The organism is Streptomyces globisporus C-1027 (genome assembly GCF_000261345.2).
Classification (GTDB): Bacteria; Actinomycetota; Actinomycetes; order Streptomycetales; family Streptomycetaceae; genus Streptomyces; species Streptomyces pakalii.
Genome location: NZ_CP013738.1, coordinates 992,155 through 1,006,537, shown reverse-complemented (window position 1 = coordinate 1,006,537; position 14,383 = coordinate 992,155). Strand labels below are relative to the sequence as shown.

The following is a 14,383-nucleotide window of genomic DNA, read 5'->3' as shown; positions in this document are numbered from 1 at the left end:
GCGCCATGCCTAGTGCCTCGCGGCGGCCGGGGACCGAACCCCGGGTGAACGACGCCCGTCGGGCGCGGCGCTGTCCGGCCGCTCAGCCGGAACCGGCCCGTCCGGTACGCCACGCCTCCGCCAGCGCCGCGACCCCCCGGGCGATGTCCCCGGGGGCGAGATGGGCGTACCCGAGGACGAGCGGCAGGGTGCCGTCCTCGGAGCCGGCCGTTCCGCAGTCGCGCAGCGGCCGCAGGGCGATGCCCGCCCCCGCCGCCCGCTCCAGGAAGACGTTCTCGGGGCCGTACCGCGCGGGCAGCCGGGCGATGACGTGCAGCCCCGCCGCGATGCCGCTGACCGCCGTGCCGGGGAAGTGCTCGTCGAGCGCGGCCACCATCGCGTCCCGCCGTTCCCGGTAAGCCCGTTGGCAGCGCCGCAACTGCCGGTCGTAGCCGCCGCCCACGATGAAATCCGTCAGCACGGCCTGGTCGAGCACCGGGTTGCCCAGGTCCATCGTCCGTTTGCGGGCGACGATCCGATCGGTGAGCGCGGCGGGCGCGATCAGCCAGCCGAGCCGCAGACCGGGGGCCAGCGACTTGCTCACGGAGCCGGTGTACACGACCCGCTCGGGATCCAGCCCCTGCAAGGCGCCCACCGGGGCCCGGTCGTACCGGAAGTCCCCGTCGTAGTCGTCCTCCATGATCACGGCGCCCGCGTCCCGCGCCCAGCCGAGCAGTTCGCCGCGCCGCTGCGCGGAGTAGCCGATTCCGGTGGGGAACTGGTGCGCAGGCGTGGTCACCACCGCGCGTACGCCGGAGCGCTCCAGGGGCGCGAGGGCGAGTCCCTCGTCGTCGAGGGGGAGCGGGACCGTGCCCAGGCCGGTCGCCGCGAACAGCGAGGAGTGTTCCGGGCTGCCCGGATCCTCCACCCCGACCGACACCACGCCCTCGTCCCGGAGGACGAAGCCGAGCAGGGTCGTCGCCTGGGCCACCCCCGAGCAGACCACCAGCCGCTCCGGATCGGCCACCACACCCCGGCGCCGGGCGAGCAGTCCGGTCAGGGCCTCGCGCAGCTCCGGCAGCCCGCGCGGATCGGGGTAGCCCAGCGCTCCGTGCGGCAGCCGGCCGAACACCGTCCGCTGGGCGGCGGCCCACGCGCTGCGCGGGAAGAGGGACAGATCGGGGGTGCCGGGCCGGAAGTCCACGCGTGCGCCCGCCGCGCCCGGCGCACGGTCGCGTACAAGGCGCTCCGCAGCGCGTACACCCTCGCTCACCCAGGTGCCCGCGCCCCGCCCGCTGCGCAGATAGCTCTCCGCGGTGAGCTGCTCGTACGCCTCGGTGACCAGACCCCGCGACACCCCCAGATCGGCGGCGAGTTCACGGCTGGACGGCAGCCGCGTGCCGCCCGCCAGACGGCCGGAGCGCACCGCCTCCCGGAGCGCGGACCGCAGCGCACGCCCCCGCCCGCGCGCCGGAGCGGCAGCGGCGGGCAGCAGCAACTCCCAGGCCGGAGAGAGCGATTCCGCCGCCGGGCGACGCGGACCGGACCCTGGAGCGGCCCCCGGACCGGCTTCCGAGTCGGCACCCGCCTCGGAGCCCACCTCGGCCCCCGCCTCCGCCCCCGAATTGGTCCCCGAACTCGTCATGGAAGTGGACCTTAAACCGGTCCGTCGCCGACCCTAGCGTCGGACCCATGAACGCAACCTCTCTGCGCGGGGCCCTCCTCGCGGCCCTCGCGTGTGTGCTGGTGGGGGCATCTTTCACGGCCAACAGTGTCCTCGGCGACTATCCGTTCGCGGGCGGCCAGGCGCTCCGGTACGGCCTCGCCGCGCTGCTGCTCATCCCGTTCCTTCGCCGCGATCCCGACTCCGCGACGGCCCGGCTCCGACGCCTCACCCGCCGCCAGTGGGGGCGGATCGCCCTGCTCGCCGCCGTGGGCATGGTCGGGTTCAACCTGGCGGTCCTGACGGCGGAGCAGACGGCGGAACCGGCTGTTCCGGGCGTCTTCGTGGGCTGTGCGCCGATCGTGGTCGGCGTGCTCGTCCCGCTGCTGGACGGCCGACGTCCGTCCCGCGTCACGCTGTACGCGGCAGGCCTCGTCGCCGTCGGGGCGTTCACCGTCCAGGGCTGGGGGCGCACCGACCTGGCGGGCGTGCTGTTCTCGGTGGGCGCGCTCGCGGGCGAGGTCGGCTTCGCAACCCTGGCCGTCCCGGTCCTGCGGCCGCTGGGCCCGAAGCTCCTCTCCGCGACGGTCTGCGGCGTCGCGGCCGGCGAGTCGGCGCTGCTCGGACTGCTGCTGGACGGCGGCTCGTTCCTGCGGGTCCCGACGGGCGGCGAGGCTACGGCGCTGCTGTGGCAGGCCGTCGTCGTCACCGTGATCGGGTTCGTCTGCTGGTACAGCGGGATACAGCGCATCGGGGCGGAACGCGCCACGCTCTTCTCCGGGCTGATCCCGGTCTCCGCCGCCCTGACCGCCCCCTTGGTCGGAGCCGGGACGTACGGCCTCGCCCAGGGCGCGGGAAGCCTCCTGGTCGGCGCCGGTGTGGCGTACGGCTCCGGCGTCCTCGGGCGGCGCGGGGCCTCCGGCGTACGGCCCGGGAGCCGTACGCCGGAGACCCCGCGCGACGGCTCAGCGGCTGGTGTCCAGGATGACGCGGGCCACGAGCGCAGGGTCGTCGTTCATCGGAACGTGCCCGCAGCCGGGCAGCCGCACGAGCCGGGCGTCCGGGATGACCCGCTTGGCGCGGACCCCCTGCCGGCGCAGCAGGATCCGGTCGCGGGTGCCCCAGGCGACGGTGACGGGGACACCCTTCACGTCCTCGTCGAAGACCGCGCCCCGGCCGACCTCCAGCGTCTGGTGGAAGCCGGTCGCCTCACGCAGGGCGAGCGTCTCGGCGACGACGGCCTCCGGTGAACGCCTGCCGGGCCGGGCGTAGATGGTGCTGGTGAGGGCCGTCCGGCCCGCCGCGCTGCCCGACAGGCGCTCGATCAGCGGCACCGGCAGAGCCAGCGCGCTCCGGCGCATCGCCCGCAGGGTGCCGAAGGCGTACCGCCGCTCCGCCTCCGTCCAGAAGCCCGCCGGGGACAGCGCGGTCACCGACCGGACCGCGTCCGTGCGGCCGAGCTCCAGCGCGAGCAGCCCGCCGAGCGAGTTCCCGGCCACATGGGGGCGGTCCAGGCCGAGTTCGCCGCAGAAGGCGGCGAGGACCGGGGCGACGGTCCCGAGATCGTACGGAACTCCGTCCGGCAGCGCGGGCGAGGTCCCGAAGCCGGGCAGGTCGACGGCGATCACGTCACGCTCGGCGGCCAGGATCCGCGTCACCGGGTCCCAGGCCCGCAGGTGGTGGCCGATGCCGTGCAGGAGCAGCAACGGTTCGCCCGAGCCGGTCCGTTCGTACGCGACCGAGACCGGACGGGGGCCGTCGGCCGTTGCGACGGTGAAGGAGGCCGTTGTGGTCATGCTGCTGCTCCCTGGAGTGGTTAGACATCTCGTCAACAACAATTACCGCCGGGTAGCTTGTAGTTCAAGAGGCCCGGCGATTCCCGCTGGACAGCCTGTGGCCCGTGGGCTGGGATGGATCGATGACCGCCGACGCCGCGACCGAGATCTTCGAAGAGCACCGGCCCGTACTCACCGGGGTCGCCTACCGCATGCTCGGCCGCGTCGCCGACGCCGAGGACGTCGTCCAGGAAACGTGGCTGAGGTGGTCGGCGGCGCCGCGCGAGGACGTCCGGGAGCCGCGGGCCTTCCTGGTGCGGATCGCCACCCGGCTGGCCATCGACCGGCTCAGACACCTCCGGTCGCGCCGGGAGACGTATCCCGGGACCTGGCTGCCGGAACCGGTCGTCACGGACTTCGACCCCGCCCCGCCCGACACCGCGGAACGCGCCGTCCTCGCCGAATCCGTCTCACTCGCCGTGCTGGTCGTCCTCGAATCGCTCTCGCCGCTGGAGCGCGCGGTGTTCGTGCTCCGGGAGGCCTTCGGATTCCCGTACGCCGAGATCGCCGCCGCCCTGGACCGCACCGAGGCGGCCGTCCGGCAGCTCGCGGGCCGCGCCAGGCGGCATGTGGAGGAGCGCAAGCCGCGCTACGACGTCGACCCGGCCGAACGGCGCGACCTCACCGAACGCTTCCTGGCCGCCGCCTCCGGAGGCGGCATCGAGCAGCTGCTCGCCCTGCTGGCCCCGGACGTCCGGCTCGTCAGCGACGGCGGCGGCAAGGCGAAGGCGGCGCTGCGGACCATCGAGACCGCCGACAAGGTCGGCCGCTTCCTCTTCACGGTGGCGGCCGGACTCGACCCCGACGGAGAGATCCGCGTCATGGAGCTCAACGGTGGACCCGCCGTGGTCTTCTTCACCGGAGGGAAGGCCGACACGGTCTTTCAGATCGAAGTCAGCCAAGGTGTCATTCAATGCGCCTATATCATTCGTAATCCGGACAAGCTCTCCGGATTGCCCGTCGAATAGCTGCACGCGCCACGGACCCGCTCGGGCCCCATGCGCCCCACCGGCCTGCCGCGTGCCTGGTCAGAGCCCCGCCGTCCCCTGCGATGGCGGGGCTCTGTGCTGCGCCCGCCTCACGGCACCACGAACGTCGTGTGAACGCTCTGCGCCAGAGTCCCGTTTCACTGCGTTACGGAATAAGGATTGGTCTTGACCAAGGGGGTATGCCGTCCTAGGGTCTCCAGTTAAGGCAGGAACCTTTAATAAATAACGTCGCGGAAATGGCGCCGGGCGATTGCGGAGGATCAGGGTGGGGACCACGCAGCTGGAATCGGTACAGGAGCCGAAGTACTGGCACCTCAAGACCGTGCTCAGTGAGGCACTCGACTCGGACTTTGCGGTGGGGGAGATCCTGCCCAACGAGCGGGACCTCGCGGCGCGGTTCGGTGTCGCGCGAGCCACGCTCCGGCAGGCCCTGGAGCAGCTCGAACTCGAAGGCAGGCTGCAGCGCCGCCGCGGTGTCGGAACGACCGTCGCCCCGCCGCGCGTGGGCGTCGCCGTCTCCACCGACCAGCGGGAATGGGCGGACGGCGTCGGCGGCGAGGCCTGGCAGCCGCTCGACAGCACCATGGTCAAGGCCCCGGCGCCGGTGGCCGCGATGCTCGGAACGGACCCCGCCGAGCCGGTGCACGTGGTGCGCCGGATCCGCGACACCCAGGGGCAGGCGGTGGCGGCGGAGCTTCTCTACGTCCCCGCCTCCTCGGTTCCCGACCTCTCCGCCATCGAAGCCCCGTCCGGCCCGGTCCGCGCCCGGAGCGTCCTGCGCGAGCTGCACCGCCTCGGCCTCCAGGGCCAGGACCGCTCCGTCGAGCTCGGCTCCGCGCGGGCGGACGACGCCAAGGAGCTGGACCGGCTCCCCGGCGCCCCCGTCCTCGTCGTCACCACCCGCTACTTCACCGTGGACGGTACGGCGGCCGTCTCCGTCGCCACCTACCGCGCGGACACCTGCCGGCTCACCTTCGGGGACTCCGGCGCGCTGGAGATCAGCCACGACGAACAGCCGGAGCGCCAGGCCTCCTGACGCTGCGGCCCGCTCGGCCCCGCGCCCGCCGTTCTCCCCGACGACTCCGGTCCTCGGGGAGAGCATCGGGCGCGCGTCGTTCAGGTCCGCGTCTGCCGCAGGGGCAGCGGCGATCCGCCCGCGTCTGCCGCGCTCCGTCCCGGCCCGCCTGCGCCCTGCCGCACGGTCAGCGGCGGGCCGTCACGGCTCCCTCGACGGCGAACAGCTCCTCTTCGACATGGTCCAGCGCGAGCCGCAACGCCCCCGTCGCGACGGCGGCCTCACCGAGCAGCGACAGTGTCACCCGCGGCGGGCGCAGACAGTAGCGGGCCAGCTCCTTGCGCAGCGGCTCCAGCACCCCGTCCAGTCCGGCGGCCCAGCCGCCGACCACGACCAGCTCCGGGTCGAGCGCCAGCACCAGCGCCGCCACATCGTGCACCAGCCGCTGAAGGAACCGTTCGACCGCCGCCTGGGCCCCCGCGTCGCCCTCCTTGGCCTTGGCGAACACCACGGCCACCGCCTGCTCGTCCAGCGGGTCCAGCGGGGTGTCCGTCGTCGACAGCAGATGCTCCGGCGTCAGTTCCCTGCCCAGCAGGTGCAGTGCGCCGATCTCCCCGGCGGCCCCGCCGAACCCCCGGTGCAGCCGCCCGCCGATCAAGGACCCCGCACCGGGGCTCAGCCCCGCCAGCACGAAGACCACGTCGTCGGACTCGGTGGCCGCACCCTTCCAGTGCTCCGCCACCGCGGCGGCGTTGGCGTCGTTCTCGACGAGTACGGGGCAGCGGAACGAACGGCGCAGCCGCTCCCCGAGCGGGAGGCCGGTCCAGTCCGGCAACGCCGTACCCAGCCGCACGGTGCCGTCGGTCTCCACGATCCCGGGGCTGCCCACGCCGACCGCGCGCAGACTGCTCCGGGCCACTCCGGTGCGGCGCAGCACGTCCGCGATGACGGCCCGGACCTGGTCGAGCCGGTCGTCCGCGCCCGCGGTCTCCGACACCACGCGGGAGCCGGCCCCGATGATCCGCCCGTCCAGCCCCGAGATGAGCGCCGAGACCCGGTGCGGGCCGATCTCCACACCGAGCAGGTGCCCCGCCTCGGCCCGGAAGCGGAACCTCCGGGCAGGGCGCCCCTGGCGTCGTGCCTCGCTCTCGTCGGGCACGGCCTCGACCACAAGACCCGCTTCGAAGAGCCCCTCGACGACCCCTTCGACCGTCGGCCGGGACAGCCCCGTGATCCGCGTCAGGTCCGTCAGCGTCGGCGCGCCGGCCCCCCTCAGCGCGTGCAGCACTACCGCGGAATTGATCCGCCGCAACAGCGACGGGTCCCCACCGGTCAGCCGGCCCACGGTATGTCCTCCCAGCTCGTGCGCATGTTCTGCCGGATCGTACTCGCTGGCCGGGACCCCTGCGACCAGCGAGGGAAGCCGGTATCGAGCCGCAACCTGGGTCGCCCGGAAGCGACGAATCCGGACAACGCGGGTTACGAGCCGGGCCGGTCGGGCGCGGCCTCCCGGAGCCGGGCGTACTCCTCGGCCATGGTCCGCACCGTCCAGTGGGCGTTGAGGCCGCTGGGGTTGGGGAGGGCCCACACCCGGGCCCCGCCGATCGTGCGGTCCTGGGGGCCGATACGGGCCTTGGGCTCGCCGAAGGCCGTGCGGTAGGCGGTGATGCCGACCACCGCGAGCCACTGCGGGGCGAGCCGTTCGACCTTGGCGGTCAGGGCGGCCCCGCCCTCGCGGAACTCCTCCGCGTCCAGCTCGTCCGCCCGGGCCGTGGCCCGCGCCACCACGTTGGTGATCCCGAGTCCGAGGCCGAGCAGCTCGCCCTGCTCCGCCGGACGCAACTGCCGCGGGGTGAAACCGGAACGGTGCAGCACCGGCCAGAACCGGTTCCCCGGATGGGCGAAGTGGTGACCCGTCACCGCGGTCGTCAGGCTCGGGTTGATGCCGCAGAAGAGTACGCGCAGACCGCCCGCGGCCACATCGGGGACGATGCGGCCACGGGCGGCGTTCAGCTCTTCCGGCGTCATACGGCTTTCGGTGTCATGCGGCCACGGGTGTCAGGCCGCCTTGCGCGTCCTACGGTGACGGCGGTGCCGGTCAGAGGATCGAGCCGGGGGTGTAGCCCGCGGCCTCGGGGTGCTGCTTGGTGATCTCCTCGATCCGGGCGACCAGCGAGGTCACCTGGTCACCGGCGGCACCCGTGAACGAGAGCTTGTCGGCCATCAGCTCGTCCAGCTGCGCGCGGTCCAGCGGGATCCGCTCGTCCGCGGCGAGCTTGTCCAGCAGCTCGTTGCGCTCGGCGCCCTGCTCCCGCATCGCGAGGGCGGAGGCGACCGCGTTCTCCTTGATCGCCTCGTGGGCCAGCTCTCGGCCGACCCCGGCCCGTACGGCACCCATCAGGACCTTGGTGGTGGCCAGGAAGGGGAGGTAGCGGTCCAGCTCGCGCGCTACGACCGCGGGGAACGCGCCGAACTCGTCCAGCACCGTCAGGAAGGTCTCCAGCAGGCCGTCGAACGCGAAGAACGCGTCCGGGAGCGCCACCCGGCGGACCACGGAGCAGGACACGTCGCCCTCGTTCCACTGGTCGCCCGCCAGCTCACCGGTCATCGAGGCGTAGCCGCGCAGGATCACCATCAGCCCGTTGACCCGCTCGCAGGAGCGCGTGTTCATCTTGTGCGGCATCGCGGACGAGCCGACCTGGCCGGGCTTGAAGCCCTCGGTCACCAACTCGTGGCCCGCCATCAGCCGGATGGTCTTCGCCACCGAGGAGGGCGCCGCGGCCAGCTGCACCAGGGCGGTGACCACGTCGTAGTCGAGCGACCGGGGGTAGACCTGGCCGACCGAGGTGAACGCCTCGGCGAAGCCGAGATGACCGGCGATCCGCTGCTCCAGCTCGGCGAGCTTGCCCGCGTCGCCGCCGAGCAGGTCCAGCATGTCCTGGGCCGTGCCGACCGGGCCCTTGATCCCGCGCAGGGGGTAGCGGGAGAGCAGGTCCTCCAGACGGCCGTAGGCGACGAGCAGCTCGTCGGCGGCGGTCGCGAAGCGCTTGCCCAGCGTCGTCGCCTGCGCGGCGACGTTGTGGGAGCGTCCGGCGATCACCAGCTCGCGGTACTCCGCCGCGAGCTTGCCGAGCCGGGCCAGCACGGCCACCGTGCGGTCGCGCATCAGCTCCAGCGAGAGGCGGATCTGCAGCTGCTCGACGTTCTCCGTCAGGTCCCGGGAGGTCATGCCCTTGTGGACCTGCTCATGCCCTGCGAGGGCGTTGAACTCCTCGATCCGGGCCTTCACGTCATGCCGGGTGACCTTCTCGCGCTCGGCGATGGAGGCCAGGTCCACCTGGTCCAGCACCCGTTCGTAGTCGGCGAGCGCCGCGTCGGGCACCTCGATCCCGAGGTCCTTCTGAGCGCGCAGCACCGCCAGCCACAGCTGACGCTCCAGCTTCACCTTCTGCTCGGGGGACCAGAGGACGGCCAGCTCCGCGGAGGCGTAGCGGCCGGCCAGGACATTGGGGATGCGAGGCTTCGCAGACACGGCGTTCACGTAAACGGATTCTACTGGCGGTTCGTGCAGGCCAGCGCCGCGCCCCCGTTTGTGGCTTGCTACGAAGGAGGGCCGGTTACGAGGGAGGGCCGGTCATGAGGGAGGGCCCGACTACGAGGGAGCGGGGGAGGCGGCGCGCCGCCACTCCGTCACCGGGCCGGGGTTCTCGGCGTCGGCGGGCGTGATCCAGAAGGCCTTGCCCGTCGCGGCGTCGAACTGGGCGCCCGAGCGTCCGTCGCCGGAGGAGCGGCCGGTGAGCCGTCGTCCGATCCAGGGGGCCAGGTGCTGCCGGGCGAAGCGGACGTCCTCCGTTCGCCGGGCCGCCCAGCGCGGCGGTGCGGTCGCGGGCATCCGCGCCCGCCAGTCCAGCTCGGCCGGCAGCCCCAGCGTCTGCCAGACGGCCTCGGCGACGCGCCGGTGGCCCTCGGCGGTGAGGTGGAGCCGGTCGACGTCCCACATCCGGGGGTCGGCGATCGAGGGCGCGGAGTAGAGGTCCACCACCACGGCGCCGTGCCGCCCGGCCAGATCGTCGATCAGGGCGAACAGTGCCTCCACCCGGGGGCGGAACCGGTCGAACACCGGCCCGCTGCGCCCGGGGCTGCGCATCAGCACCAGTTGCTTGCAGGTCGGTGCGAGACGCTCCACGGCCTCTTCGAGCCGGGTCCTGACCATCCCCATGTCGCACTTGGGGCGCAACGTGTCGTTGAGCCCGCCGACGAGCGTGACCACATCGGCCTGGAGCGCGGCCGCCGCCTCCACCTGCTCGTCGACGATCTGGCCGATGAGCTTCCCGCGTACGGCGAGATTGGCGTACCGGAAACCGGGGGACCGGACCGCGAGCCGGGCGGCGAGGACGTCGGCCCAGCCCCGGTACGTACCGTCGGGGAGCAGGTCGGACATGCCCTCGGTGAACGAGTCGCCGACCGCGACGAGACTGGTGTAGGAGGCATTCAATTCCATGGCCCGTTGAGCGTACCGGCCGGTAGGTCGGGTAGGCCAGTCGGGCGGCCGGTCAGCGGGAGCCCGGCCGTCCGACGAGTTCGCGCAGTACGTCCTCCATCGTCACCATGCCCGCCAGCTTCCCGTTCTCGTCGAGGACCGCCGCCAGGTGGGTCCGGCTGCGGCGCATCGCGGTCAGCGCGTCGTCCAGCGGGGTCGCCGCCCGGACCCGGGCGATCGGCCGCATCGCCGACACCGGGAAGGGCACGTCGCGCGGCATCGCGTCCAGGGCGTCCTTCACATGGAGGTAGCCGAGGATGCGCTGTTCGCGGTCCATCACCGGAAAGCGGGAGAAGCCGGACTCGGACGAGAGCCGCTCCAGTTCCTCCGGGGTCGTGCCGACCCGGGCGTACAGCACCCGGTCGACCGGCATCACCACATCCCGCACGGGCCGGCGCCCCAGCTCCAGAGCATGGTGGAGGCGCTGCGCGGAACGGTCGTCGACCAGTCCGGCGTCCCCGGCGTCCTGCACCATCCGGGCCAGTTCGTCGTCCGAGAAGGTCGCGGAGACCTCGTCCTTCGCCTCCACCCGCAACAGCTTGAGCAGGGCGTTGGCGAACGCGTTGATCGCGAAGATCACCGGCCGCAGGGCCCGGGCCATCGCGACCAGCGGCGGGCCGAGCGCCAGGGCGCTGCGCGTCGGTTCGGCCAGCGAGATGTTCTTCGGGACCATCTCGCCCAGCAGCATGTGCAGATAGGTCGCCACGCTCAACGCGATGGCGAAGGAGAGCGGGTGCACCAGACCGTGCGGCACCCCGACCGCGTCGAAGACCGGCTCCAGCAGATGCGCGATGGCCGGTTCGGCGACGATGCCCAGCACCAGGGTGCAGAGGGTGATGCCGAGCTGGGCGGCGGCGAGCAGCGCGGAGACGTGCTCCAGGCCCCAGATGACACTGCGGGCCCGCCGGTTCCCGGCCTCGGCCTCCGGTTCGATCTGGCTGCGGCGCACCGAGATCAGGGCGAATTCGGCTCCGACGAAGAAGGCGTTGGCCACCAGGGTCAGCAGGCCGATGAAGAGCTGGAGAACGATCACTGTCCCTCCTCCTCGCGGTCCTGGGACCCGGGGAGAGGGGCGTGCAGCAGGGCCCGTGCGGCCCGGCGGCCCGTGGCGTCGAGCACGTCGATCCGCCATCCTTCCAGTTCGAGCGTGTCGTCGGCCGTGGGGATCCTGCCCAGTTCGGCAGCGATCAGCCCGGCGAGGGTCTCGTAGGGCCCCTCCGGCACCCGCAGACCGATCCTGCGGAGCTGGTCGGTGCGCGCCGCCCCGTCCGCCGACCACAGGGTGCGGCCGTCGGTGTCCTCCCCCGCGGCGGCCAGATCGGAGGTCTCGTGCGGATCGTGCTCGTCGCGTACCTCGCCGACGACCTCCTCGACGATGTCCTCCAGCGTCGCGACCCCGGCCGTACCGCCGTACTCGTCGATCACCACGGCCATGGCGAGCTTGCCGGACAGCCGGTCCAGCAGCTTGTCCACGGTGAGCGTCTCCGGTACGAGCAGCGGCTCGCGCAGCAGTTCCGAGACGCGGGTGCGGGGCCGCCGGTCGGCGGGGATCGCCAGGACGTCCTTGATGTGGGCCACGCCGACCACGGTGTCCAGGCTGCCCCGGTAGACGGGGAAGCGGGACAGCCCGGTCGCCCGCGTGGCGTTGGCGACGTCCTCGGCCGTCGCCTGCAGGTCCAGGGCGGTCACCTGGACCCGCGGGGTCATCACGTTCTCCGCCGTCAGCTCCGAGAGGTTCAGGGTGCGGACGAACAGCTCGGCCGTGTCCGCCTCCAGCGCGCCCTCCTTCGCGGAGTGCCGGGCCAGCGCCACCAGCTCCTGCGGGCTGCGGGCGGATGCCAGCTCCTCGGTCGGCTCCAGGCCGAAGCGGCGCACGATCCGGTTGGCGGTGTTGTTCAGATGGCTGATGAAGGGCCGGAACACCGCCGTGAACCCCCGCTGCGGTGTCGCCACCGCCTTGGCCACGGCCAGCGGGGAGGAGATCGCCCAGTTCTTCGGAACCAGCTCGCCGACCACCATCAGAACCACCGTGGACAGCGCCGTACCTATGACGAGCGCCAGGGTGGACGCGGCGGCGGGAGGCAGACCCGCCGCCTCGACGGGGCCGCGGATCAGCTTGGCGATGGACGGCTCGGAGAGCATGCCGATCACCAGGTTGGTCACGGTGATGCCGAGCTGGGCCCCCGAGAGCTGGAACGTGAGACTCCGGACGGCCTTCAGCGCGCTCGCGGCACCCCGCTCGCCTCGCTCGACAGCCCGTTCGAGTTCGCTGCGCTCCACCGTGGTCAGGGAGAACTCCGCCGCCACGAACGCGCCGCAGGCGACGCAGAGCAGCAGGGCGACGAGCAGCAGAAGCACTTCGGTCATCGGTTCACCTCCGTCCCATGATCGGGCAGGGGCGGGGGGACCGCGCGGTGTCGGTGGAGCATGGTCATCGTAGGCGTCTGCCCAGCGGCGCCCCCTCCTACCGCGTCAGTCCGTCAGATGCTTCACCCAGCGGCTCCACTGCGGCTCGGGCCCGTACCCCGCGGCGCGCCAGGCGTGGTGGGCGGAGGTGTTGCGGTCGAGGACCATGGCGTCGGCGCGCCGCCCGCCCAGAGCGGTGAACCGTTCCTCCGCCGCCGCGAGGAGGGCGCTGCCCACGCCCCGGCGCCGCTGGTCCGGGCGGACCGCGAGGCGGTAGAGATGGCAGCGCCAGCCGTCGAAGCCCGCGATGACCGTGCCGACCATTTCCCCCTCCCGCTCGGCCAGGATCAACGCCTCGGGGTCCCGTTCCACCAGGCGGGCTACCCCGTCCCCGTCGTCGCTGATGCTGGTGCCCTCGGCGGCCCCCTTCCAGAAGGCGAGGACCTCGTCCAGATCGGCGGGTGCCGCGGACCGTATCGACAGGGAAAGATCGTTCATGGCGGCCATCCCACCATCCGCCGCGCCGGGGCGTCGATCGCATTCCGCAGGGCGGTCGCACGCTCCCCTTGCCGGTGCTAGCGCGACCGCGCTAGCGTGGTCAGGTGCCCAAGACCCAGCTGAACGTCCGAGTGGACGAGGCCACCGCCGAGGCCGCGCGGCAGCGCGCGCTGCAGAGGGGGATGAGCGTGAACCGCTACATAGAAGAACTCGTCCAGCAGGACGCGGGCGAGGTGGGACACACCTTCGTCGAGGCCGCGGCCGACTTCATGAAGCAGTACGAGTCGGTGTTCGCCGAGGAGTTCGGCCCGGAGCGCGAAGGCACCCGTTGAACCTGCGGATCGATCTTTCCTGGCTGCTGATGGTCGCCGAGCACAAGACACCCGGAGACCCGCAGGTCGTCGACTGGGGCGCGCTCGTCGCCGCCGTGGCACGGCATGACGCGGAGATCTTCGGCAGCAGCGTCTACAGCGACCCGCACGCACGGGCGGCCGCTCTGCTGCAACTGCTGCTGCACGTGCCCGCGCTCGAACACTCCAACGCCATGTTCGCCTCGGCCGTCGCGTACGGCTACCTCGTCGCCTCCGGGCTCAAGGTCATCACCTCGCCCGAGCAGGTCCGCGATCTGGCGCTGCTGGTGAAGCAGGGCAAGGCGGATGTCCGGGCCATCGCCGACGAGCTGCGTCAGTGGAGTGTGTGAGGCTCAGCCCCCGTTCTCCGTGAACGGTTTGCGGGCCACGCCCAGGACACAGGGCGACGACGGCATCTGAAGACCCTTCTCCGGGATGCGCAGCCTGCGGTACGTGCCCAGCTGGAAGCCGGCCGCCTCGATCGCGGCCAGCGGGTCCCGGGCCGTGTGACAGCCGCCGAAGAGCAGCGGCCACAGGGTCCGGTCGGCCGCCCGCTGCGCCGTCGCCAGCGCCCGCCCCGGCGCCAGCCCGTGCTCGAAGAACCGCAGTTCGCCGCCCGGCCGCAGGACCCGCTTGATCTCGGCGAGCGCCCGGGGCAGATCCCGTACGGTGCACAGGACCAGGGACGCCACCGCCCCGTCGAACGCCTCGCTCTTGACCGGCAGCGCCTCGGCGGCCCCCGGCACCACGTCCACCGGCACCTCGGCGCGCAGGGCGGCGCGGACCGCGAGCTGCCGCAGCGAGCGTTCCGGCTCCAGGGCCACCACCTCCGAGACGGCGCCCGGGTAGTGGGCGAGGTTCAGCCCGTTTCCCGCACCGACCTCGATGACCCGGCCGGAGAGCCCCGACAGCAGCTCCTCGCGGTACGCGGCGACGCCGCCCTTCACATCCGCGGCCTCGCTGAACCGGGCGTAGAAGCGGGCGAAGACCGGGTGGTGCACGGCGTCCCGGGGCAGCTTCCTGCTGCGCAGCTGCATGACGGACCTCCGTTACGGAGTGGGCGTGAGGCTCCTGGACAATTCTCCCCCGAATTGCCTGCGGATAGCCC

At 72.7% G+C, this 14,383-nt stretch carries 14 protein-coding genes and 1 pseudogene; 5 read left to right on the top strand and 10 right to left on the bottom strand.

Translation table 11 applies throughout. The features are described 5' to 3' along the window. Positions 1 to 82: 82 nt before the first annotated feature. Complete coding sequence (gene pdxR, locus WQO_RS04280) at positions 83 to 1,624, bottom strand: MocR-like pyridoxine biosynthesis transcription factor PdxR (RefSeq protein ID WP_237274104.1); 1,542 nt, start codon at positions 1,622 to 1,624, stop codon at positions 83 to 85. Positions 1,625 to 1,671: 47 nt separating this feature from the next. Between pdxR and WQO_RS34755 the strand changes: the two are divergent. Then, positions 1,672 to 2,514: pseudogene (locus WQO_RS34755) on the top strand (DMT family transporter); the annotation flags it as partial. Positions 2,515 to 2,607: 93 nt separating this feature from the next. On the opposite strand, the gene WQO_RS04270 reads toward WQO_RS34755, so the two are convergent. After that, positions 2,608 to 3,438, bottom strand: coding sequence for an alpha/beta fold hydrolase (locus WQO_RS04270; protein WP_010062300.1), 831 nt, complete (start codon positions 3,436 to 3,438; stop codon positions 2,608 to 2,610). A 122-nt stretch (positions 3,439 to 3,560) separates the two neighbouring features. Here WQO_RS04270 and sigJ point away from each other — a divergent pair, with 122 nt between their 5' ends. Both sigJ and WQO_RS04260 read left to right on the top strand, forming a co-directional pair. After that, a complete protein-coding gene (sigJ, locus tag WQO_RS04265; RefSeq protein WP_010062301.1) occupies positions 3,561 to 4,445 on the top strand; it encodes an RNA polymerase sigma factor SigJ in 885 nt (294 codons plus the stop codon). Between the two features lie 286 nt (positions 4,446 to 4,731). Beyond that, positions 4,732 to 5,502, top strand: a complete 771-nt coding sequence (locus tag WQO_RS04260; protein WP_010062302.1) for a GntR family transcriptional regulator — start codon at positions 4,732 to 4,734, stop codon at positions 5,500 to 5,502. A 166-nt stretch (positions 5,503 to 5,668) separates the two neighbouring features. On the opposite strand, the gene WQO_RS04255 is transcribed toward WQO_RS04260, so the two are convergent. The 7 genes from WQO_RS04255 to WQO_RS04225 form a co-directional block, all read right to left on the bottom strand. Beyond that, positions 5,669 to 6,826, bottom strand: a complete 1,158-nt coding sequence (locus tag WQO_RS04255; RefSeq protein ID WP_010062303.1) for an ROK family transcriptional regulator — start codon at positions 6,824 to 6,826, stop codon at positions 5,669 to 5,671. Between the two features lie 134 nt (positions 6,827 to 6,960). Further along, the gene (gene mug, locus WQO_RS04250) at positions 6,961 to 7,509 is read right to left on the bottom strand and encodes a G/U mismatch-specific DNA glycosylase (protein WP_010062305.1); all 549 of its coding nucleotides are present in this window, start codon (positions 7,507 to 7,509) and stop codon (positions 6,961 to 6,963) included. 70 nt (positions 7,510 to 7,579) lie between these two features. Then, positions 7,580 to 9,013, bottom strand: coding sequence for an adenylosuccinate lyase (gene purB / locus WQO_RS04245; RefSeq protein ID WP_010062307.1), 1,434 nt, complete (start codon positions 9,011 to 9,013; stop codon positions 7,580 to 7,582). A gap of 120 nt (positions 9,014 to 9,133) precedes the next feature. Then, positions 9,134 to 9,982, bottom strand: a complete 849-nt coding sequence (locus WQO_RS04240; protein ID WP_010062308.1) for an SGNH/GDSL hydrolase family protein — start codon at positions 9,980 to 9,982, stop codon at positions 9,134 to 9,136. Positions 9,983 to 10,034: 52 nt separating this feature from the next. Then, entirely contained in the window at positions 10,035 to 11,054 is a 1,020-nt protein-coding gene (locus WQO_RS04235; protein ID WP_010062309.1) for a hemolysin family protein, read from the bottom strand. Beyond that, entirely contained in the window at positions 11,051 to 12,388 is a 1,338-nt protein-coding gene (locus WQO_RS04230) for a hemolysin family protein (RefSeq protein WP_010062310.1), read from the bottom strand. The genes WQO_RS04235 and WQO_RS04230 overlap by 4 nt, the downstream gene beginning before the upstream one ends. 105 nt (positions 12,389 to 12,493) lie before the next feature. Beyond that, complete coding sequence (locus WQO_RS04225; RefSeq protein ID WP_010062311.1) at positions 12,494 to 12,934, bottom strand: GNAT family N-acetyltransferase; 441 nt, start codon at positions 12,932 to 12,934, stop codon at positions 12,494 to 12,496. Positions 12,935 to 13,029: 95 nt separating this feature from the next. Between WQO_RS04225 and WQO_RS04220 the strand changes: the two genes are divergently transcribed. After that, positions 13,030 to 13,257, top strand: a complete 228-nt coding sequence (locus WQO_RS04220) for a hypothetical protein (protein ID WP_010062312.1) — start codon at positions 13,030 to 13,032, stop codon at positions 13,255 to 13,257. Next, the gene (locus WQO_RS04215) at positions 13,254 to 13,625 is read left to right on the top strand and encodes a hypothetical protein (RefSeq protein ID WP_010062313.1); all 372 of its coding nucleotides are present in this window, start codon (positions 13,254 to 13,256) and stop codon (positions 13,623 to 13,625) included. Before WQO_RS04220 ends, WQO_RS04215 begins: the two co-directional genes overlap by 4 nt. Positions 13,626 to 13,628: 3 nt before the next feature. On the opposite strand, the gene WQO_RS04210 is transcribed toward WQO_RS04215, so the two are convergent. Continuing rightward, positions 13,629 to 14,312 carry a class I SAM-dependent methyltransferase gene (locus WQO_RS04210; RefSeq protein WP_010062314.1) on the bottom strand — a complete coding sequence of 228 codons (684 nt, stop codon included), beginning with the start codon at positions 14,310 to 14,312 and terminating at the stop codon, positions 13,629 to 13,631. Between the last annotated feature and the right edge of the window lie 71 nt (positions 14,313 to 14,383).

What these genes read in the sequence shown, in the direction of transcription:
- pdxR (WP_237274104.1), bottom strand. Translation starts at nt 1,624, where the DNA reads ATGACGAGTTCGGGGACCAATTCGGGGGCGGAGGCGGGGGCCGAGGTG.
- WQO_RS04270 (WP_010062300.1), bottom strand. Translation starts at nt 3,438, where the DNA reads ATGACCACAACGGCCTCCTTCACCGTCGCAACGGCCGACGGCCCCCGT.
- sigJ (WP_010062301.1), top strand. Translation starts at nt 3,561, where the DNA reads ATGACCGCCGACGCCGCGACCGAGATCTTCGAAGAGCACCGGCCCGTA.
- mug (WP_010062305.1), bottom strand. Translation starts at nt 7,509, where the DNA reads ATGACGCCGGAAGAGCTGAACGCCGCCCGTGGCCGCATCGTCCCCGAT.
- WQO_RS04240 (WP_010062308.1), bottom strand. Translation starts at nt 9,982, where the DNA reads ATGGAATTGAATGCCTCCTACACCAGTCTCGTCGCGGTCGGCGACTCG.
- WQO_RS04230 (WP_010062310.1), bottom strand. Translation starts at nt 12,388, where the DNA reads ATGACCGAAGTGCTTCTGCTGCTCGTCGCCCTGCTGCTCTGCGTCGCC.
- WQO_RS04225 (WP_010062311.1), bottom strand. Translation starts at nt 12,934, where the DNA reads ATGGCCGCCATGAACGATCTTTCCCTGTCGATACGGTCCGCGGCACCC.
- WQO_RS04210 (WP_010062314.1), bottom strand. Translation starts at nt 14,312, where the DNA reads ATGCAGCTGCGCAGCAGGAAGCTGCCCCGGGACGCCGTGCACCACCCG.